Raw genomic sequence first — 21,044 nt, forward strand, 5'->3', positions numbered from 1 at the left:
ATTCGATGCGCATCGGGCAAGCCCAAACGGCCAGACGCTGGTACAATACCCGGCTTGAGGAAACTCGAGGGGGCCCTGTGCCGTTGCCTCGACGCTTTCCGCTTTCCTTCAACTTCTCTTCGAGACGGACACACAGCACAGCCTATGAGCGAGTCGGAACAGACCACCGCACCGGCCGAGAGCCGCAAGCCCAAGCGTCGTCGCCGCAAGCCGAGGCGCCGCCAGTCCAACTGGGATCTGCGCCAGTTTCAGGTGCCCGCCGTGGCGGGCAAGTGGCGGTTCCACGACTTCGATCTGCCGCTGCCGCTGATGCGCGCCATCCATGCGCTCGGGTTCGAGTACTGCACGCCGATTCAGGCCGAGGCCCTCACCCACACCCTGATGGGTGGAGACGTGGTGGGCAAGGCCCAGACCGGTACCGGCAAGACCGCCGCCTTCCTGATCTCCATGATGGCCTACTTCCTCGAGGAGGAGGTGCCGGATGGCCAGAAGCCGGGGACGCCGCGCGCACTGATCGTGGCGCCGACCCGCGAGCTTGCCTTGCAGATCGAGAAGGACGCCAAGGCCCTGGCGCGCTTCACCTCGCTTAAGGTGACCAGCGTCGTCGGTGGCATGGACTACCAGAAGCAGCGCGAGGGGCTTGCCGGCAACGTCGATATCCTGGTGGCCACTCCGGGCCGCCTTCTGGACTTCCAGCAGAAGCGAGACATCGACCTCGGTCAGGTCGAGGTGCTGGTGCTGGACGAGGCCGATCGCATGCTGTCGATGGGCTTCATTCCCGACGTCAAGCGCATCATCCGCTACACGCCGAAGACCGAAGAGCGGCAGACCTTCCTGTTCTCCGCGACCTTCACCGAGGACATCCTCAACCTGGCCAGCCAGTGGACCCATCAGCCGGCCCACGTCGAGATCGCGGTCACCGTGGATAACGCCGCCGATATCGATCAGCGGGTGTACATGGTGGGCGACGAAGACAAGCAGCGACTGCTGGTCAACCTGCTGCAGCAGGAGTCGTTCGACCGGGTGATGGTGTTCGGCAATCGCCGCGATCTGGTGCGCAAGCTGCTGGACCTGCTGAAGAAGGCCGACATTAATGTGGCCATGCTGTCCGGCGATGTGCCGCAGAACCAGCGCATCCGCACCCTGGAGCAGTTCCGCGAGGGCGAGATTCAGGTGCTGGTGGCCACCGACGTGGCCGGCCGTGGCATCCATATCGAGGACGTCAGCCACGTGATCAACTACACCCTGCCCGAGGATCCGGAGGACTATGTCCACCGCATCGGGCGCACCGGCCGTGCCGGCGCCAAGGGCGTGTCGATCAGCTTCGTGGGTGAAGAAGACGCCTTCTCGCTGCCCGAAATCGAGCGCTTCATCGGCGACAAGCTGCCCTGCGAGCATCCGCCGGAAGGGCTTCTGTAAGCCCGTCAGGCGTTTGACGCTTGTACGCAGTCAGGGCCGGCCCAGCGCCGGCCCTTTGCGTCTCTCCCCCTTGTCCTTTTTCTCAATTGTCGTGGACCCGCCATGCTAGACGACGCCCTCAAGAGCGAGATTCAAAGCGCCTATCGTCGGGTGCTGGAGGCGCTGGAGCTGACCCCGCGCTACGGCCAGCGACTGATGATCGCCGAGATCTCCCGCACCCTGGCCGGCATCGAGACCGACGAGGATGGCAAGCGGGTGAGCGACGAGCACGTCTGTGTGCTGGAGGCGGGCACGGGTACCGGCAAGACCCTGGCCTACCTGCTGGCGGCGTTGCCGGTGGCCAAGGCGCGCGGCAAGCGCCTGGTGCTGGCCACCGCCACGGTGGCGCTGCAGGAGCAGGTGCTGCACCAGGACCTGCCGTCGCTGAAGGCCCACAGCGGACTGTCCTTCGACTTTGCCCTGGCCAAGGGGCGCGGGCGCTATGTGTGCGTGGCCAAGCTCGACGCGGCCATGGACGGCGCCGAGGAAAACCCGACCCTGTCGCTGTTCGAGCAGAGCCTGGATGCCGCCACCGGCGATGACTTCAAGGCGCTGGTGGCCGCCATGGGAGACGCCTACGGCAACGGTCGCTGGGAAGGGGATCGCGATAGCTGGGGCGAGGCCATCGACGACGGCCATTGGCGGCGACTGACGGTGGATCACCGCCAGTGCACCAACCGCCGCTGCGGGCACTTCGGTGCCTGTGCCTTCTTTCGTGCCCGGCGCGACCTGGATCAGGCCGACGTCATCGTCGCCAACCATGACCTGGTGCTGGCGGATCTGGCGCTCGGCGGCGGCCTGGTGCTGCCCGACCCTGCCGACTGTATCTACGTCTTCGACGAGGGCCACCACCTGCCGGACAAGGCGATCTCCCACTTCACCCATCGCTTCAGCGTGGGCGGCGGGCTGCGCTGGCTGAGAAACCTCAGGGGCTCGCTGACCGAGCTGAATACCGCCCTGGGTGTGCAGCCGACCCTGGCGCGACTGCTGGGCGCGCTGCCCACCGCGATGGAAGCGCTGGAGCCACGCCTGGGCGAGGTGTTTGCGCTGGGCCACCAGCTGGCCGAGCGGCCCCATGGGCTCAACGACGACGAGGACGGTGCTCAGCACCGCTTCGAGATGGGGCGTGTGCCCGAGGCCCTGCGGGCCCAGGCCGAGGCGCTGGTGGTGCCCTTCGCCGAGCTCTGCCGTCTGCTCGAGTCGATGACCGACATCCTGCGCGAGAGCCTGGACCCGGAGAAGTCCACCGGCCTTGCCCGGGAGCAGGCCGAGGCCTGGCTGCCGCTGCTGGCGCTGCTGCACGGCCGGGCGCTGGAGGCCCACGCCCTGTGGCAGGCCTTTGCCGAGGGCGATCCGGCGGACGCGCCGCCGCGGGCACGCTGGCTGACCCTGGAGCGCTTCCAGGGCGAGCCGGAGCTGATCTTCTCGGCCAGTCCGGTATCCGCGGCCCATACCCTGGCACGTTCGTTGTGGGGGCGCTGTCACGGCGCCGTGGTGACCTCGGCCACCCTGACCGCCCTGGGCCGTTTCGAGCGCCTGCAGGAGAGGGCGGGGCTGGCCAACCGCTATCGCTACCAGCGTCTGCCGAGTCCCTTCGACTATTCCCGAGCGGTGCTCAGCGTGCCCCGGGAGGCGGTGGACCCCGCCGACCGTGACGGCCACGAGCGGGCCATCGTCGACTTCGTCGAGGCTCTCGACGACAAGGAAGCTGTGCTGGTGCTGTTCTCGTCCCGGGCCCAGCTGCGCGGGGTGGAGAAGGCCCTGTCGCGGGAGCGTCGAGAGCGAGTGCTGGCCCAGGACCGTCTGCCCAAGCGCGAGCTGGTCAGCCGCCATCGCCAGCGTATCGACGCAGGCGAAGGCAGCATCCTGTTCGGTCTGGCGAGCTTCGCGGAGGGCATCGACCTGCCCGGCGACTACCTGACCCATGTGGTGATCACGCGGCTGCCGTTCGCCGTGCCGGACGACCCGGTGGGAGCGACGTTGGCGGAATGGATCGAGAGCCAGGGCGGCAACCCGTTCATGCGCATCAGCGTGCCGGATGCCTCGATCAAGCTGGTCCAGGCCTGTGGTCGGTTGATCCGCAAGGAGGCCGACCGTGGCCGCATCACCTTGCTGGATCGCCGCGTGCTGACTCGCCGCTACGGCCGCGCGCTGCTCGACGCATTACCGCCCTTCGTGCGCGAGATCGACGGCGTAAGCCAGGCCGGCTGAGGGAAGCCGCGCCTCGCGAGCAGGCGTGATACACCGGCCAAAAACAAGGAGCCCGCCAACTTGGCGGGCTCCTTGCTGTCGTGGGCGTTGCTTCTGCAGGCGTCGCTGGCGCTGGGGATGATGGCGTCGCTGGCGCCTGGCGACGGGGCCTTTCAGCCCCTTGCCCCGCACCAGGGGCGAATCAATTCACCCGCTTTGCCAGCTCCGGCGCCAGGCGTTCGTTCATGCTGCGGAAGGCCTCCACGGTGGTGTCCCAGTCGATGCAGGCGTCGGTCACGGAGACTCCGTAGGCCATTTCGCTCAGGTCCTCGGTGATCTTCTGGTTGCCCCAGCCAATATTGGACTCGACCATCAGGCCGATGATCGAACGGTTGCCGTCGAGAATCTGGTGGGTGACGTTGTCGAGCACCAGCGGCTGCAGGGCGGCGTCCTTGTTGGAGTTGGCGTGGGAGCAGTCGATCATGATGTTGGGCTTGACCCCGGCCTTCTTCAGCTCCTGCTCGGCCAGCGCTACGCTCACGCTGTCGTAGTTCGGCTTGCCGTTGCCCCCGCGCAGCACGACGTGGGCGTAGGCGTTGCCGCGGGTGCGGATGATCGCCACCTGGCCCTGCTGGTCGATGCCCAGGAAGTTGTGCGGGTGAGCGACCGACTGCAGCGCATTGACGGCCACGTCGAGGCTGCCGTCGGTGCCGTTCTTGAAGCCCACCGGGCATGACAGGCCGGAGGACATCTCGCGGTGGGTCTGGGACTCGGTGGTGCGGGCGCCGATGGCCGACCAGCTGATGCAGTCCTGCAGATACTGGGGCGAGATCGGGTCGAGTGCCTCGGTGGCCAGCGGCAGGCCCAGCTCGGAGAGCTCCACCAGCAGGCGACGGGCGATGTGCAGGCCTTCCTCGATCTCGAAGGAGCCGTTCAGGTGGGGGTCGTTGATCAGACCCTTCCAGCCCACGGTGGTGCGCGGCTTCTCGAAGTAGACGCGCATCACGATGTACAGGCTGTCCTTCACCTCGTCGGCCAGGCGGCGCAGGCGACGAGCGTAGTCCAGCGCGGCGTCCACATCGTGGATCGAGCAGGGGCCCACCACCATCAGCAGCCTGGGATCGGTGCCGTCGAGGATGTTCTGCACGGTCTTGCGGCCCTCGATCACCGTGGCCTCGGCCTCGGGAGAAAGAGGAATTTCCTGCTTCAACTGCTCAGGAGTGACGAGAACATCCTGGGCCAGGACGTTGAGGTTGTTCACCTGCTTGTCGGACATGAGGTCTACCTGTGTGTATCGTGTCAGCGCTGACGTTTCTGCGTGGCTCTACTATCCCTTGAGGGAGGGGTAAATTCAATCGCCTGAGGGAACCTTGTCGCGCACCCGATGTCGGAGCGGCGTCGAGAGATGCACTCAGAGAACGCTTGATGCGAGCCAAGGAAACAGGAACACTTGTGCCTTTTATCATGACGAGACCCATGACCTATACATCGCCGACAGGCGAAAGGTGGCACCCTGTTGCCAAGGGCCAGACCGAGGGTCCGGCGTCGTCAGCCCGACATCGTCGGGGAGGAGAGACATGACGCCCAAGGAAACGGACCAGCAGCTGGTGGCGCGCGCGCAGAAGGGCGATACCCGAGCCTTTGACCTTCTGGTCAAGAAGTACCAGCACAAGATTCTGGGCCTGATCGGTCGCTATATCAGCGACCATGCCGAGGTGCAGGACGTGGCCCAGGAAGCCTTCATCAAGGCTTACCGGGCGCTTGGCAAGTTTCGCGCCGAGAGCGCCTTCTATACCTGGATGTACCGCATCGCCATCAACACCGCCAAGAATCATCTGGTGTCCCGCGGGCGTCGTCCGCCGGGCAGCGATCTGGATATCAATGACGCCGAGATCGTCGACATGAGTGGCCGGCTGGCCGATATCGAGACGCCGGAGGCGTCCATCGCCAGGGACCAGCTCGAGGCGGCGGTATTCGAGGCGATCGAGAATCTTCCCGATGACCTGCGCACCGCCATCACCCTGCGCGAGCTCGATGGTCTTTCCTATGAAGATATCGCCCAGATCATGCAGTGCCCGGTGGGTACCGTGCGCTCGCGCATCTTTCGCGCCAGGGAGGCGGTGGATCAACATATTCAGCCGCTGATGACGACCTCGCGAAACGCCGAGTCACTTCCCTGATTCGCTATCGCGAGCCTGTGAGCTGGTCGTGGGCGCAGGGGTGAGGCAGGGCGACCCCTTTTGTTGCCGAATTCCCCATTTTTTTCAAATTGGGATGAACTGTTCGCCAGATTGGGCGTCTTACCCAGTGACCGGCCCGATGCAACAATCAACGACGGTCGTCACCTGGCACTCGAGCCGGTGGCGAGTAACCGAGAATCGGTGGCGGAACCTGGCGCATCTCCGGTGGTCTATGGAGCTGGAGGCGCGACGCTTCGTCGAAATGAGGTGTGGAGAATGAGTCTGAACGCACGGGAATCGCTTTCAGCCCTGATGGACAATGAAGGTGACGAGCTGGAATTGCGTCGAGTGCTGAAGTCGCTCGAGAGCGACCAGGACAGCGCCGAGAGCTGGCGTCGTTACCATTTGATGCGTGCCGCGCTGCGCCGCGAGACCGATAGTGACCCCTCGGTGGATCTGTCCGCCGGTATCCTGGCTCGCCTCGAGGATGAGCCTGCGCCGCAGATGGAGGCTCCCGCCGACGGCGCGGTCGCCAAGCGCGGCGGAATGGGGCTCGCACGCGGTGCCGGTATTGCCGCGGCGGTCTCGTTGATGGTGATCAGCGGGGTTCAGTTCTATAACGGCGCCTTCGATGGCTCCATCGACGGTTCCGGTGCCGGTGTGGCCAGCAGCGGGGCTGCGGGTGGCGTAAGCGGCGGCGTAAATAGCGGCGCAGCACAGACAGCGTCCGCCGTGCCAGGTGCAGAGCTCGCCAGCGTAGCGGCGTCTCGGCCTTCGCTGATGGATCTGCCGATGTTTCAGTCCGGCACAGGCTCCAGCAATGGCCTGATGACCGTCGGCGCCCAGGTGGCCTCGCCGATGATGCTGTCGCCATCTGCCCAGCAGTCGCGGGTCAGTGACCAGGCGCAGGCCCAGTTGTTGCAGTCGTACCTCGATCGTCATGCCCAGGGGGCGGCCTTCAGCAGTGCCGACAACTGGATGCCGATGCTGCGCAGCACCCCGGCGGAAGCCCGTTGAGGTGATCGATCTGGCATCGAGATAGCAATGATCTGCTCGGCCCCACAGGGCCGAGCGCATTCTCAGCAGTGCCTGTCAGGACATGATTTCTATGCCACATCAGGGGTCGCTTGCAGCGTTGGCCGGCTGGCTGACGCTTTCCCTTGTCTGTCTTTCTCTTCCCGCCCAGGCCGTTGCCGACCCTGGTGTCGACGCCGTAACGGCGGACGCCGAGGCCTCAGCTGACTCGGTAGCTGACCCGAATAGTATCCAGAGCGTCTACGACTGCAGCGCCTTGACAGCCTTGTCACCCCCCGAGTCTCCGGGAGACTGGTTCGAGCGCAGTGTCTGGGCTTCCCATTGCTACCAGTATCAGGCGCGCGCCGTTCGCATCGTCGATGAGGAGGTGGTGACGCTGTCGGTGGCCCGCGACATCCAGCAGGGCGTCGAGCGCGATCGCCTCCACTTCCTCGATGGCCCCAGTCGCTCGCTGCTGCGAGAGGGGGGCGCCTTTCGCTTCGAACTCGGTGATAGCCAGGGGGCGGCGCCGGCCTCTCCCCAGGCGCTGGTCGAGCACCTGTCACGCTTCTATCGGCTGCGCTTCGACGGCGAGGAGCGAATCGCCAATCGTCACGCGATCCGTCTGGAACTGTTGCCGCTTGACGCCATGCGCTACGGCTATCGCATCTGGCTCGACCGCGAGACGGCCATTCCCTTGAAGCGCACCCTGATCGACGAGCGGGGCCAGGTGCTGGATACCTTCCAATTGGTGGCGATGACGCCGCCGGAACGCTACGACGGCAAGGTGGAGCTGCGCCGGCCGCCGTCCTCGGCCAGGCTCGACTGGCGCGCAGGCTGGCTGCCTCGCGGCTTTGTTGCCCAGCCGTTGATGGCGATGGCATCCGACAGCGATGGGCCTCGCCGCCACAAGTTGTACAGCGATGGCCTGTCGACCATCAGCCTGTTCGTCGAACCGGTAGCGGGTTCACGGGTACTAAGGCCGGGTGTCCATCGACTGGGCGCCAGTCACGCCGCGGTGCGCCGAGTGCAGCGTGAAGGCCAGTTGCTTCAGGTGGTGGCGGTAGGCGAATTACCCCCCAGCGTGCTGGTCAAGGTGGCCGAAACCCTTGAGCTGGCCGAGGGGCAGCCGCAGGGTGTGAGCGATGGTGCGCGCCCTGAGGCAGCGAGCAACGTCCACCAGGAAGCGTCGTCATGAGCACTGACTGCGCGACCGCAGAGGCGCGAGTGGTGGGTTGGACGACCGCCGGGGTCAGGGTAGCGCTGGCGGCAACCGGCGGCTGCGGGCGCTGCGCTGCTCGGGGCGGCTGCGGGGCACGTTGGCTGCTGCGCAGGAGCGACGATCGGCGTGAGCTCGAGATCGATACCGAGCAGCGTCCTGCCATCGGGCAGACGGTGACCCTGGCCCTGTCCCGGACGAGCCTGGTGCGCGCCAGCGTGCTGGTCTACGGCCTGCCGCTGTGGCTGGCGCTGGGGGCGACCCTTGCCGTCAACGTCCAGTCGCCGGATCACTGGTCGCTGCCGCTGGTGTTTATCGCGGGCCTGGCCCTTGGCGGCGTGGTGCTGCGTCGGCATCTGCGCCGCCGCGCCGAGGCGTATCGGCCGACCTTGGTGCTCTAGCCCCGTTGTGATAGCTCTGTTGTGATAGCCCTGTTGTGATAGCCCTGTGCCCGAGCACTTTGCGGGCCCTTGTCGCGTTATTTTGCCCGCTAATGACTGAACCTTTTGGCGGCGTGACGGTACTACAAGAAGCGACCCTCGAGGTTGCGTTCGATGCACTCTGAGTCCTATCTGAGTCTTACGCAGGAGCCTTGCATGAAGCCAATGACTCGCACCCTGTCCATGTGGATGACGCTGGTGGTGGGAATGGTTGTCGCCCAATCCAGTCTGGCCAGGGATCTTCCTGATTTTACCGAACTGGTCGAAGAGGCCGCCCCCGGCGTGGTCAACATCTCGACGACGCGGGTCACCGAGGGCTACTCCACGCCCTTCGGCGATTTCGGTGGCCAGGAAATCCCCGACATCTTCCGTCATTTCTTCGGTGATCGCTTCCCGGTGCCGCCCGGCGGAGGCGGTGGTCGCACCGAGGAACGTCAGTCGCTGGGTTCCGGCTTCGTCATCGACGCGGACGGCTACATCATGACCAACGCCCACGTGGTGGAGGGCGCCGACGAGATCATGGTGCGCCTCAATGACCGTCGTGACCTCAAGGCCGAGCTGGTCGGGGCCGACGAGAAGACCGACGTGGCGGTACTGAAGGTCGATGCCAGCGATCTGCCGACGCTATCCCTGGGTGACTCCGACGACCTCAAGGTGGGGGAGTGGGTGGCCGCCATCGGTTCGCCGTTCGGCTTCGATCACTCGGTCACCGCAGGCATCATCTCGGCGATCAACCGCACCCTGCCGCGTGACGCCTATGTGCCCTTCATCCAGACCGACGTGGCGATCAACCCGGGTAACTCCGGCGGACCGCTGTTCAACCTCGACGGCGAGGTGATCGGCATCAACTCCCAGATCTTCACCCGTAGCGGTGGCTTCATGGGGCTGTCCTTCGCCATTCCGATCAATGTCGCCATGGACATCGCCGACCAGTTGCGAAGCGAAGGTCACGTCACCCGGGGCTGGCTCGGTGTGATGATTCAGCCGGTGTCCAAGGACCTGGCCGAGTCGTTCGGCATGGACCGCCCCGAGGGTGCCCTGATCGCCGACGTCGATCCCGACGGACCTGCGGCGCGTGACGGCGTCCAGGCCGGTGACATCGTGCTCGCGGTCAATGGCGAGACGGTGGAGCGCTCCAGCAACCTGCCGCGGTTGATCGGCCGTGTCGCCCCGGACAGCGAGGTCGAGTTGACCGTGCTGCGCGCCGGGGATCGCAAGACCCTCAGCGTCACCGTTGGCGACTGGCCCGAGGAACTGGCCGGTGGCAGCGGTCAGTCGTCCGGCAGCGCGTCGCCGGCACGCCTGGGTCTGGCGGTGCAGTCGCTGTCCGACGCCGAGCGTGACAAGTACGGCATCGACGCCGGCGTGCGGGTCAGCGACGTCGATCCGCGTGGCGTGGCGGCGGCTTCCGGTATCCGGCGTGGCGATATCATCGTCAGCGTCAACCAGGTCGCGGTGGAAAGCGGTCGCCAGCTTAGCCAGCTGGTGCGTGAGCTGCCTGCCGATCAGGCGGTGCCGGTTCGTCTGTACCGTGACGGTCGCTCGCTGTTCGTGGCGCTGCGCCTGGCCGACGACTGAGGCGCGTCCCGCTGACCGACGACGCCCGAGGGCCGCCATGGCCCTCGGGCGTTGTCGTCCTGTGATATCGAATCGAGCCGCCGCAACGGCTTGGGATGCGCGGGGCAGGGGATGCCGGTACAATAGCGCCAACTTTTTTTTCCGCGTCATCGGGGCAGGGCGAGCCTGTCGCTGTCCGGTGCGTTCTCAAGATGGAATCATCCTGCATGTCTGATCCTGATAACCGCAAGGTAATCAATAATATACGTAACTTCTCGATCATCGCTCACATCGACCATGGCAAGTCCACCCTGGCCGATCGCCTGATCCAGAGTTGCGGTGGCCTGTCAGAGCGCGAGCTCAAGGATCAGGTGCTGGACTCCATGGATCTGGAACGCGAGCGCGGCATCACCATCAAGGCCCAGTCGGTGACGCTGGACTACCACGCCAACGATGGTGAGACCTACCAGCTCAACTTCATCGATACCCCGGGGCACGTCGACTTCTCCTACGAGGTGTCGCGCTCGCTGTATGCCTGCGAGGGCGCACTGCTGGTCGTCGACGCCGCCCAGGGTGTCGAGGCCCAGTCGGTGGCCAACTGCTACACCGCCATCGAGCAGGGGCTAGAAGTGTTGCCGGTGCTCAACAAGATGGACCTGCCCCAGGCCGACCCCGACAAGGTCGCCCACGAGGTCGAGGAGATCATCGGTCTCGACGCCACCGACGCCTGTCAGGTGTCGGCCAAGAGTGGTCTGGGCATCGATGCGCTGCTCGAGCGGCTGGTGCGCGATATTCCGCCGCCCAAGGGCGACCCCGAAAAGCCGCTGCAGGCGCTGATCATCGACTCCTGGTTCGACAACTACCTGGGCGTGGTATCGCTGGTACGGATCTTCGACGGCGTGCTCAAGAAGGGCGACAAGATTCGCATCCTGTCCACCGGACGTGACTGGCAGGCCAACGAGGTCGGCATCTTCACCCCGCTGCGCAAGGAGACCGACATCCTGCGCGCCGGTGAAGTGGGTTTCGTGGTGGCCGGTATCAAGGACATTCAGGGGGCTCCGGTGGGGGATACCATCTCCCACGCCAAGACGCCGGACGTCAAGCGGCTGCCGGGCTTCCAGAAGGTCAAGCCCCAGGTCTACGCCGGCATGTTCCCGGTCAGCGCCGACGACTACGAAGACTTCCGCGACGCGCTCGAGAAGCTGGCGCTCAACGACGCTTCGCTGGACTACGAGCCGGAAAACTCCGACGCCTTGGGCTTCGGTTTCCGCGTCGGCTTCCTCGGCACCCTGCACATGGAGATCGTGCAGGAGCGTCTGGAACGCGAGTACGACCTGGACCTTTTGACCACTGCGCCGACGGTGGTCTACGAACTGGCGATGAAGAACGGTGACGTCAGCTACGTCTCCAACCCGTCCAAGCTGCCGGACATGGCCGACGTCGAGGAGATGCGCGAGCCCATCGTGCGCGCCAGCATCCTGGTGCCCCAGGAATTCGTCGGCAACGTCATCAGCGAGTGCGAGCTGCGTCGCGGCACCCAGAAGGACATGCTGTTCCTGGGTAGCCAGATCCAGCTGACCTACGAATTGCCGATGAGCGAAGTCGTCATGGATTTCTTCGATCGGCTCAAGTCCATCTCCAAGGGCTATGCTTCGCTCGAGTACAACTTCGAGCGCTTCGAGGCGGCCAAGCTGGTACGCCTCGACGTGCTGATCAACGGCGACCGGGTCGATGCCCTGGCGGTGATCATCCATCGCGATCATGCCCACAGCCGTGGTCGTGTGCTGGTCGAGAAGATGAAAGAGCTGATCCCGCGTCAGATGTTCGACGTGGCGATCCAGGCCGCCATCGGTGGCCAGGTCGTGGCCCGTTCCACGGTCAAGGCGCTGCGCAAGAACGTGACCGCCAAGTGCTACGGCGGCGACATGACCCGCAAGAAGAAGCTGCTCGAGAAGCAGAAGGCCGGCAAGAAGCGCATGAAGCAGGTCGGTCGCGTGGAGATCCCTCAGGACGCCTTCCTCGCCGTGCTCAAGGTGAACGACTGATGCCCCAGCGGCGGTCGATCCGTCCCGGTGTGACGCCGGGACGGCTTGCCCCTCCCTCAGATACCGACTTACAAGCCACCTGGAAACACTGATATGGACTTCTCCCTGCTGCTGGTGATCGCGGTCGCCGTCACCGGTCTGATCTGGCTGCTCGACCTGGTCTGGTGGCGCCCCCGGCGTCAAGCCGTCACCGCAGCTGCCGAAACCGGCACCACCGAAGGCGTGGATCTGTCCGCTCGGGAGCTTTCGCGCAAGGACCCCTGGCCGGTCGACTACGCCAAGTCATTCTTTCCGGTGCTGCTGGTGGTGCTGGTGCTCAGAAGCTTCGTGGTGGAGCCGTTTCAGATTCCGTCAGGCTCCATGCGTCCGACGCTGGAGGTCGGGGATTTCATCCTGGTCAACAAGTTCACCTATGGCCTGAGGCTGCCGGTGGCCAACACCAAGATCCTCGATCTGAACGAGCCGGAGCGGGGTGACGTCATGGTCTTCCGCTATCCCCAGGACCCGGCGGTGAATTTCATCAAGCGCGTGGTGGCGCTGCCCGGCGATACCCTGCGCTACGTCGACAAACAGCTCTACGTCAACGGCGAGCCGGTGCCCAAGACGCTGCTCGACGACGCTCCGGAGAGCGCGCCAGGTGAGCTGCTGTTCTCCGAGCAATTGGGCGAACATCAGCATCAGATCTACAATAATCCCCGCGATCGCGGCCCGCTGGTCCACGACGTCGTGGTGCCCGAGGGCATGTACTTCGCCATGGGCGACAACCGGGACCACTCCAATGACAGCCGCTACTGGGGCTTTATCCCGGAAGCCAACATCGTCGGCAAGGCCTTCGCGGTATGGATGCATTGGGACGGTGGACTGCCGAGCTTTTCCAGCGTGAGGACGATCCCGTGATCGCTTCAACGCCGCTTGGTTCTTCCATCGTCAGCACAAAGAGTTAACAGGAGCGTCGTGAGCAATTCCCTGACCCCCTTCAGTCGCCGCATCGGCCATGAATTCCAGGACGCGAGTCTGCTGGAACTGGCCATGACCCACCGCAGCTTCGGTGGGCGCAACAACGAACGCCTCGAGTTTCTGGGTGACTCGATCGTCAACTTTGTCATCGCCGAGGCGCTGTTCGAGCGCTTTCCCGAGGCCCGTGAAGGCCAGCTTTCGCGCCTGAGGGCGCGCCTGGTCAAGGGCCAGACCCTGGCGGAGCTGGCCCGGGAAATGCGCTTTGGCGAATGCCTGCGCCTGGGTTCCGGCGAGATGAAAAGTGGCGGCCATCGGCGTGAATCGATCCTCGCCGACGCCGTCGAGGCGGTGATCGGTGCCATCTACCTGGACGCTGGCATGGACGCGGTACGCACGCGGGTGCTGGCCTGGTTCGAGGAGCGCCTGGCGCGCATCGACCTCAAGCAGTCCCAGAAGGACCCCAAGACCCGCCTGCAGGAGTTTCTGCAGTCCCGTCAGGCACCGCTGCCTCGCTACGAGGTGACCTCGGTGGAAGGCGAGGCCCACGCCCAGACCTTTACCGTGGAGTGCCACGTCGAGATGCTCGACGAACACACCGTCGGCACCGGCGCCAGCCGCCGCCACGCCGAACAGATGGCCGCCGAAAGCGCCCTGCAACGCCTCGATCCCAAGGGAGTCAGCGCATGAGTCAGACCTGTGGATTCGTGGCCATTGTCGGCCGTCCCAACGTCGGCAAGTCCACCCTGATGAACCGTATTCTCGGACAGAAGATCTCGATCACCTCGCGGCGGCCGCAGACCACCCGCCACCAGGTGCTGGGGATCAAGACCGAAGGCGACGCTCAGGCCATCTTCGTCGACACCCCGGGTATCCATATCCTCGGCAAGGACCGCAACAAGGCGATCAACCGCTTCATGAACCAGGCGGCGGTGCAGGCCCTGCGGGACGTGGACTGCGTGGTCTTTCTGGTCGACCGTACCCGCTGGACCGAGGAAGACCAGATCGTGCTGGACCGCCTGGCCAACGTCGAGGCGCCGGTGATCCTGGCGGTCAACAAGGTGGACCGCCTGCAGGACAAGGCCACCCTGTTGCCGTGGTTGGCCGAGCTCGGCAACAAGCGCGAGTTCGCCGCGGTGGTGCCGATCGCCGCCCAGCACGGCACCAATGTGCCGGAGCTCGAGGCCGAGATCGACAAGCACCTGCCCGAGGGGATCCACTTCTTCCCGGAAGATCAGGTCACCGACAAGAGCATGCGTTTTCTGGCTGCCGAAATGGTACGCGAGAAGGTCATGCGCCAGCTCGGCGACGAGCTGCCTTATCAGATGACCGTCGAGATCGAGGAGTTTCGTGACGAGGCCCGGGTGGTGCATATCAGCGCGCTGATCCTGGTCGAACGTCAGGGCCAGAAGAAGATCCTGATCGGCGACAGCGGCGATCGCATCAAGAAGATCGGCCGCGAGGCACGCCTGGATATGGAGCGGGCGCTGGACAAGAAGGTCATGCTCAACCTGTGGGTCAAGGTCAAGCGTGGCTGGTCCGACGACGAACGCGCCCTCAAGAGCCTCGGCTACGACCTCGACTGAGCCGTTCCCCCGCGCCCCGGCAGGATCATCGACGACGATGGTCCTGTTGTGATCCTGTTGCCCCGACGTCGGGATCCCCATGCAGCCCCAGCCCGCCTTTCTGCTCCACAAGCGTCCCTACCGCGAGATCAGTGCATTGGTCGAACTGCTGACCCTGGACCACGGGCGTGTGCGCGCCGTGGCCCAGGGCGTGCAGCGTCCCGGTAGTCGCTCGCGCAGTCAGATGCAGCCGTTCGCGCCCCTGCACCTGACCTGGCAGGGCGATCGCGAGCTCAAGCGGCTGCGATTGATCGAGTCCCGTGGCCCGGCGGCGATGCTCGCCGGCGAGGGGCTGCTGTGCGGTCTCTACGCCAACGAATTGCTGACCCGCCTGCTGCCGGTGGAGTTGCCGGTGGGGCAGGTGTTCGCCTTCTACACCTCGGCGCTGGACGAGTTGGCGACGCCGGCCTCCCGCGCTGCGGCCCTGCGTCGGCTCGAATTTGCGCTACTCGATGCGCTGGACGCCGCGCCGCGTTTCACCACGCCCGACGGTGGCGGCCTGGATCCCCAGCGGCGCTACCGCTTCGAGCCCGGCAGTCGGGCCTTTGTCGTCGCAGAGCGCGGCATCGACGGGCGCACCCTGCGCCTGCTGGCCGGGGCCGACTGGGGCGAGGCCGGGCTCGCCGGGCCGGCCAAGGCGCTATCGCGTGCGGCCCTGGCGCCGCTGCTGGGCGACCGTCCGCTGCGTTCCCGTGCGCTGATGGTTGCCATGGCCGAGCGGCGCCGCCAGGCGCGCTGACCCTTGTCGCCCTGGCGCCGTTGCTGGGCGACCGTCCGCTGCGCTCCCGTGCGCTGATGGTCGCCATGGCCGAGCGTCGCCGCCAGGCGCGCTGACCCTTGTCGCCCTGGCGCCGCTGCTGGGCGACCGTCCGCTGCGCTCCCGTGCGCTGATGGTCGCCATGGCCAAGCGTCGCCGCCAGTCTCGCTGACGTTTCAGCGCGCTGATATCGCCTGGCCGCGGGTGACCGCCGGCCTGTCGGCGGTGCTACCATAGGGCTCGTCTTTCATCCCCATGACGGAGAACCTTGATGCATCCCCCTCGACTGCTGCTCGGCGTCAACATCGACCATATCGCGACCCTGCGCCAGGCCCGCGGTACCCGCTATCCCGACCCGATTCAGGCGGCCCTGGTCGCCGAAGAAGCCGGCGCCGATGGCATCACCGTCCATCTGCGGGAGGACCGCCGTCATATCCAGGAACGCGACGTGCGCCTGCTGGCCGAGGTTCTCAACACCCGCATGAATCTCGAGATGGCCGTGACCGAGGAGATGCTGGCGCTGGCCGAAGAGGTACGTCCGGCCCACGTCTGTCTGGTGCCGGAGAAGCGCGAGGAGCTGACCACCGAAGGTGGCCTGGACGTGGTCGGCCAGTTCGACGCCATCGAAGCCGCCTGTCGCCGGCTGGCCGCCGTGGGAGCAGAGGTATCGTTGTTCATCGATCCCGATCCGGATCAGATCGCCAGCGCCAGGCGCGCCGGTGCTCCGGCCATCGAGCTGCACACCGGCGCCTTCGCCGAGGCCGATAACGACAGCGATCGGGCGCGCGAGTACCAGCGCATCGTGGCCGCCGCCGAAATGGGCGTCGAGCTCGATCTGATCGTCAACGCCGGTCACGGCCTGCATTACCATAACGTCGAGGCCATCGCCGCCATCCCCGGCCTCAACGAGCTCAATATCGGTCACGCCATCATCGCCCGGGCGCTGTTCGTCGGCCTCAAGGAGGCGGTGGCGGAGATGAAGCGACTGATGCTGGCCGGCTACGAGGCGGGGCTGGTCGCGGCCATCGACGAATTTGAGCAAGAGCACGAGCATGACCACGACCACGACCATCAGCACTGAAGCGTTGCCGATGTCAGCGCCGGTTCTAGGAGGTCTGTCTGTCGGGACCTTGCCCGGGAATACCGGGTCTGTCGGAGCCCTGGCATGATCCTCGGCATCGGCACCGACATCGCGCGGATCGAACGCTTCGATGCGGCCATTGCGCGCCATGGCGCGCGCTTCGCCGAGCGTATCCTGGGGCCGCTGGAAGCCGAGCGCTACACCGAGGCGCCACGGCCTTCGGCCTTTCTGGCCAAGCGCTTCGCCGCCAAGGAGGCCTGGCTCAAGGCACTGGGCACCGGTCTTCGCCATGGCATGCGCTGGACCGAGATACAGGTGGTCAACGATCCCCTGGGGCGGCCGGAGCTGGTGGTCTCGGGGGAAGCGCTACGTCTGGCCGACCAGGCGGGCGTCGGCGCCTGTCACCTGAGTCTCAGCGACGAGAGCGATGTGGCACTGGCCTTCGTGGTGCTCGAAAGGCGTTGATCGCTGCAGGGAGGCAGGGTGGGGCGCTGCTAGATCGGTCATTGCACGATCAGGCGCTGCAGCCCGAAGTGCGAGCGACAGTTGCCCGCGTCGGCTAAACCGGTCCCTTCAGTGGGGTTTCTCCGCTGTCCTGCTGCCAGCGCTCGACCTGGGTCATGGCCTGCTCCAGGGTGGGCAGCAGCGGACGAACGCCGTCGATCCCGCGTGAGCGAAGTCGGGTCTCGAGGGTTTCCACCAGCAGCGCCATGCGCGGTACACCGCAGTAGCGGCAGGCGCCGTTGAGGGCGTGGATGCTATCGAGCAGGGCCTCTTCGTCCTCGGCCGCCAGCGCCGCCTCGATCTCTCGTCGGGTCTCGTCCAGCGATGCCCCCAGGCTCGCCAGCAATTGCCTGGCCAGCGCTTCGCGCCCACCCGCCAGGCGGGTGCCCAGGGCGATGTCGATGTCGGGCAGGTCGTTGCCCTGGTCATCGCTGTTGTCACGGGGCTGGCCCTGGTCCATGCCAAGGTTCTTGCCATGCTCCTTGCCTTGGTCCTTGCCATGGGCCTGGTCTGGGACGGCCGGCTCGACCGAGTCATCAGCCTCACTGGCGTCCTGTCGATACTTGTCGGTGACCGGTGAGTTCGGCGCTGGGGTCGTCTCCGTCAGGCCGCTGCCCAGCCTTTCTCTAAGCAGGCGGTCGAGGCACTCGGTGTCGAGTGGCTTGATCAGCACATCGTCCATGCCGCTTTGCAGAAGCGCTCGGCGCTGGTGTTCCAGCACGTGGGCGGTCACCGCGATGATCGGTCGCTTCGCCCAGGCGGGGCTGAGTTGGCGGATCGCCTGGGTCGTCTCCACACCATCCATGCCACCCATGCGAATATCCATCAGTACCATGTCATAGAGCTGCTGCTGGGCCAGCGCCAGGGCTTCTTCCCCACTTGTGGCCAGGGTAACGCGACGCTCCGGGCCTTCCACCAGTTCTCGCAGCAGCAGGCGGTTGGTCTCACTGTCATCGACGATCAGCAGGCTGGCTATAGAGGTTTGCGTGTCCGGCGAAGGCGGCGGGGTCTGCGAGTTGTTCCACTGGGGCGGTGCAGCCGGGGCCGCTGTCGACGTCTCGTCGGGCACATAGGGCTGGCGAGACGGTAGCGCCGGCGGGGACGTCGGCGCAGGCAGGCTCGGCCTGTGGCGAGTACCGGCGAGGGCGCCCTCCACCGCTTCCGCCAGGGTCTGGCGAGCCAACGGCTTGGACAGTACGCTCGAGCCATCGGGCAGGCCCAGTCCGGGCACATCCGGAAGTCCCGCATTGATCAACAGCAGGGTGGGGCAGTTGCGCTGCCTGAGTCGTGCGCGTAGCTCGCCGATGCGGCCCTCTTCGAGCTCCTCGATGGCGATGGCTTCCAGTGCCAGCGCAGCCTGCTGAGGGCTCGCCACAACCCGGGCGTCCCACTGTTCGAGCATATGCAAAAGGGCCCTGCGGGTGGGGCCGTGGGGTTCCTCGACAAAGATCGAGGCCTGGTCGAGCGCCAGTTCGGGCGCACGCACCTGGCTTGCGGTGCTGGTCAGGGGCAGGGTGAAGTGGAAGGTGGAGCCGTGGTCGAGGGTGCTGTCAACGCCGATGGTGCCGCCCATCTGCTCGATCAGCTGCCGCGAGATGGCCAGCCCCAGGCCGGTGCCGCCGTACTGGCGACTGTGTCCGGCGGTGGCCTGGCGGAAGGCCTGGAACAGCCGTCGCTGCTGGCTGTCACTGAGGCCGATGCCGGTATCGCTGACGCTGATGCGCAGGGTGAAGCGCTCGTGGCGGGACTGTTCGACCATGACCCGCACGATGATCTCGCCGCGGTCGGTGAACTTGATGGCATTGTTGACCAGGTTGGTGATGATCTGGCGCAGTCGCAGCGGATCACCGGTGATTTCCGCCGGTACGTCGTCATAGATCAGGCTGAGCAGCTGCAGGCCCTTCTGCTGGGCCAGTGGCGCCTGGAGCCCCAGCACCTCGTCGACCAGCGACTGGAGGTCCACCGGCACCTGTTCCAGTACCAGACGACCGGCTTCCAGCTTGGAGAAGTCGAGCACATCGTTGACCAGCGACATCAGGTTGTCGCAGGCCCGTTGCACCTGGTCGAGCCACTCGCGCTGACGCGGGTCCAGCGACGAGCGCCCCAGCAGCCGGCAGAAGCCGATGATGCCGTTGAGCGGCGTGCGGATCTCATGGCTCATGTTGGCCAAAAACTCCGACTTGACCCGGTTGGCCTCCACCGCCTGGCGATGGGCCATGTCGAGCTCGATGTTCTGCACCTCGATGGTCTCCATGGACTCCTGAAGTTCCGAGGTGGCGTGTTCGATCTGCTGCTGCAGGTCTTCGCGCGCCCGCGCCTGGTGGTCGATCAGGGCGTTGACCCGGCGCCCCAGCTCGGCCAGCTCCAGCGGGTGGTCCAGCGGCAGGTGGTGGGGCTGGCGGCCGGTGGCGAGCTGGTCGAGCAGGTGGGCGATGTCATCCAGCGGCTGGGTCAGGCGGCGGCCCAGGGTGAAGGCCACCAGAAACAGCAGAAGGCCGCAGACCAGCAGGATCATGGCGCCCCTGGCGATATCGCTGTAGGTGGCGAGCAGCAGCAGCGAGGCGTCGATATCGAGGATCAGGTAGGCGCCGTCCACGGCATTGATCGGCGTCGTCAATACCCACTGGCGATAGTGCTGGGTCAACAGCCCCTGGCCGGGAGCCTCGACGTTCAGGGCTTCGGCCCGCAGTCGACCGAGTTCAAGCACCACCTGATCCTGCTGCACCAGGCGCAGGGCACGGACGCTGGGGATATCCATCAGGCGATTGGCAGCCGCCTGAACGCCGGCGATATCGTCCAGCGACAGGGCTTCGCCCATCTCCGGTGCCACCAGCCGCGTGGCGGTAGAGAGGTTTTCTTCCATGGCGGCCTCGCGCAGGCCATGGTCCTGATACAAGGCGAGGCTGATCGCCAGCCCCAGCAGCAGCAGCGGCAGCCCCACGAGGGCTAGCATCAACCGTGTTCTCAAACTCATAGGCGCTGCGTTCCTGGCCGGGAATAGGCGCGGACGAAGAGCGGCCACCGCCGCCTCGTACGTCTCCATGTCACCCCATGGGACCATGCCTGTCCAGTGGCGAGGGGCGTCGATATAATGGCGTCAGATGACGTTACAAGGAAAGTCTTATGGAATTCCCCTACCTCGACCAGCTGGTCGGCAAGACCCCGCTGGTCCGCCTCAAGCGCATCGGCGCCGGGCGCAACAATGTGCTGCTGGCAAAGCTCGAGGGTGACAATCCGGCGGGCTCGGTCAAGGATCGGCCGGCCCTGTCGATGTTCGACGAGGCCGAAAAGCGCGGCGAGATCGCCCCCGGCGACACCCTGATCGAGGCAACGTCCGGCAATACCGGCATCGCCCTGGCCATGGTCGCGGCGATGAAGGGCTATCGCATGGTGCTGATCATGCCTGAGAACGCCTCCAGCGAGCGCAAGCAGGCCATGGCGGCCTACGGTGCCAGGCTGATCGAGGTCAGCAAGGAAGGCGGCATGGAAGAGGCCCGGGACCTGGCCGATACCATGGTCGCCCGAGGCGAGGGCAAGTCGCTGGACCAGTTCGCCAATCCCGACAACCCGCTGGGTCACTATCGCACCACCGGCCCCGAGCTGTGGCAGCAGACCGACGGTCGGATCACCCACTTCGTCAGCTCCATGGGGACCACCGGCACCATCATGGGGGTGTCGCGTTACCTGAAGGAGCAGCGCGGCGACATCGAGATCATCGGCCTGCAGCCCGAGGACGGCGCCAGCATCGCCGGGATTCGTCGCTGGCCCGAGGCCTACCTGCCGAAGATCTTCGAACCCCAGCGGGTCGATCGGGTACTGGACATCGGCCAGTACGAGGCCGAAGAGCACATGCGCCGACTGGCCCGGGAAGAAGGAATCCTGGCGGGGGTGTCCTCGGGAGGCGCCCTGGCCGGGGCGCTCAGGGTGGCCGAAGAGGTCGAGAACGCGGTGATCGTGTTCATCGTCTGCGACCGGGGGGACCGTTATCTCTCCACCGGTCTGCTGGCGCCGGAGTCCTGA

17 protein-coding genes are annotated in these 21,044 nt (G+C 65.7%); 15 read left to right on the forward strand and 2 right to left on the reverse strand.

The annotated features are described in order from the left end of the window. Positions 1-144: 144 nt before the first annotated feature. Together rhlB and dinG are read left to right on the forward strand one after the other, a co-directional pair. Positions 145-1,419, forward strand: coding sequence for an ATP-dependent RNA helicase RhlB (rhlB, locus tag NFG57_RS07810; protein ID WP_124804378.1), 1,275 nt, complete (start codon positions 145-147; stop codon positions 1,417-1,419). A 102-nt stretch (positions 1,420-1,521) separates the two neighbouring features. Continuing rightward, positions 1,522-3,669 (forward strand): ATP-dependent DNA helicase DinG, encoded by a 2,148-nt coding sequence (dinG, locus tag NFG57_RS07815; protein ID WP_108447691.1) that lies wholly within the window; start codon positions 1,522-1,524, stop codon positions 3,667-3,669. A 181-nt stretch (positions 3,670-3,850) separates the two neighbouring features. Here the strand turns inward: dinG and NFG57_RS07820 are convergent, their stop codons facing one another. Beyond that, positions 3,851-4,924 (reverse strand): 3-deoxy-7-phosphoheptulonate synthase, encoded by a 1,074-nt coding sequence (locus tag NFG57_RS07820; protein ID WP_045993477.1) that lies wholly within the window; start codon positions 4,922-4,924, stop codon positions 3,851-3,853. A 301-nt stretch (positions 4,925-5,225) separates the two neighbouring features. Here NFG57_RS07820 and rpoE point away from each other — a divergent pair, with 301 nt between their 5' ends. The 12 genes from rpoE (at position 5,226) to acpS (ending at position 16,985) form a co-directional block, all read left to right on the forward strand. After that, complete coding sequence (gene rpoE / locus NFG57_RS07825; RefSeq protein WP_108132698.1) at positions 5,226-5,828, forward strand: RNA polymerase sigma factor RpoE; 603 nt, start codon at positions 5,226-5,228, stop codon at positions 5,826-5,828. Positions 5,829-6,104: 276 nt separating this feature from the next. Further along, complete coding sequence (locus NFG57_RS07830) at positions 6,105-6,845, forward strand: sigma-E factor negative regulatory protein (protein ID WP_045993479.1); 741 nt, start codon at positions 6,105-6,107, stop codon at positions 6,843-6,845. A gap of 91 nt (positions 6,846-6,936) precedes the next feature. After that, positions 6,937-8,040, forward strand: coding sequence for a MucB/RseB C-terminal domain-containing protein (locus NFG57_RS07835; protein WP_181248640.1), 1,104 nt, complete (start codon positions 6,937-6,939; stop codon positions 8,038-8,040). Continuing rightward, complete coding sequence (locus tag NFG57_RS07840; protein WP_108132700.1) at positions 8,037-8,462, forward strand: SoxR reducing system RseC family protein; 426 nt, start codon at positions 8,037-8,039, stop codon at positions 8,460-8,462. The genes NFG57_RS07835 and NFG57_RS07840 overlap by 4 nt, the downstream gene beginning before the upstream one ends. Positions 8,463-8,657: 195 nt before the next feature. Next, positions 8,658-10,079, forward strand: coding sequence for a DegQ family serine endoprotease (locus NFG57_RS07845; protein WP_222516985.1), 1,422 nt, complete (start codon positions 8,658-8,660; stop codon positions 10,077-10,079). A gap of 206 nt (positions 10,080-10,285) precedes the next feature. Continuing rightward, positions 10,286-12,103 (forward strand): translation elongation factor 4, encoded by a 1,818-nt coding sequence (gene lepA / locus NFG57_RS07850; protein WP_045993482.1) that lies wholly within the window; start codon positions 10,286-10,288, stop codon positions 12,101-12,103. Between the two features lie 93 nt (positions 12,104-12,196). Next, on the forward strand, positions 12,197-13,000 hold the full coding sequence (gene lepB, locus NFG57_RS07855) for a signal peptidase I (protein ID WP_045993483.1): 804 nt from the start codon (positions 12,197-12,199) through the stop codon (positions 12,998-13,000). Between the two features lie 57 nt (positions 13,001-13,057). Further along, entirely contained in the window at positions 13,058-13,747 is a 690-nt protein-coding gene (gene rnc / locus NFG57_RS07860; RefSeq protein WP_045993484.1) for a ribonuclease III, read from the forward strand. Further along, positions 13,744-14,643: a GTPase Era gene (era, locus tag NFG57_RS07865; protein ID WP_045993485.1), complete on the forward strand. Its 900-nt coding sequence runs from the start codon at positions 13,744-13,746 to the stop codon at positions 14,641-14,643. The genes rnc and era overlap by 4 nt, the downstream gene beginning before the upstream one ends. Before the next feature lie 79 nt (positions 14,644-14,722). Beyond that, entirely contained in the window at positions 14,723-15,421 is a 699-nt protein-coding gene (recO, locus tag NFG57_RS07870; RefSeq protein ID WP_348815825.1) for a DNA repair protein RecO, read from the forward strand. Between the two features lie 289 nt (positions 15,422-15,710). Continuing rightward, the gene (gene pdxJ, locus NFG57_RS07875; protein ID WP_348815826.1) at positions 15,711-16,520 is read left to right on the forward strand and encodes a pyridoxine 5'-phosphate synthase; all 810 of its coding nucleotides are present in this window, start codon (positions 15,711-15,713) and stop codon (positions 16,518-16,520) included. 84 nt (positions 16,521-16,604) lie between these two features. Continuing rightward, on the forward strand, positions 16,605-16,985 hold the full coding sequence (gene acpS, locus NFG57_RS07880; protein ID WP_108132704.1) for a holo-ACP synthase: 381 nt from the start codon (positions 16,605-16,607) through the stop codon (positions 16,983-16,985). Positions 16,986-17,079: 94 nt separating this feature from the next. On the opposite strand, the gene NFG57_RS07885 is transcribed toward acpS, so the two are convergent. Continuing rightward, positions 17,080-19,998, reverse strand: a complete 2,919-nt coding sequence (locus NFG57_RS07885; RefSeq protein ID WP_348815827.1) for an ATP-binding protein — start codon at positions 19,996-19,998, stop codon at positions 17,080-17,082. A gap of 149 nt (positions 19,999-20,147) precedes the next feature. Between NFG57_RS07885 and cysM the strand changes: the two genes are divergently transcribed. Continuing rightward, entirely contained in the window at positions 20,148-21,044 is an 897-nt protein-coding gene (cysM, locus tag NFG57_RS07890; RefSeq protein ID WP_108132706.1) for a cysteine synthase CysM, read from the forward strand.

The sequence above is a fragment of the Halomonas sp. H10-59 genome, assembly GCF_040070555.1.
Taxonomy (GTDB): Bacteria; Pseudomonadota; Gammaproteobacteria; order Pseudomonadales; family Halomonadaceae; genus Halomonas; species Halomonas litopenaei.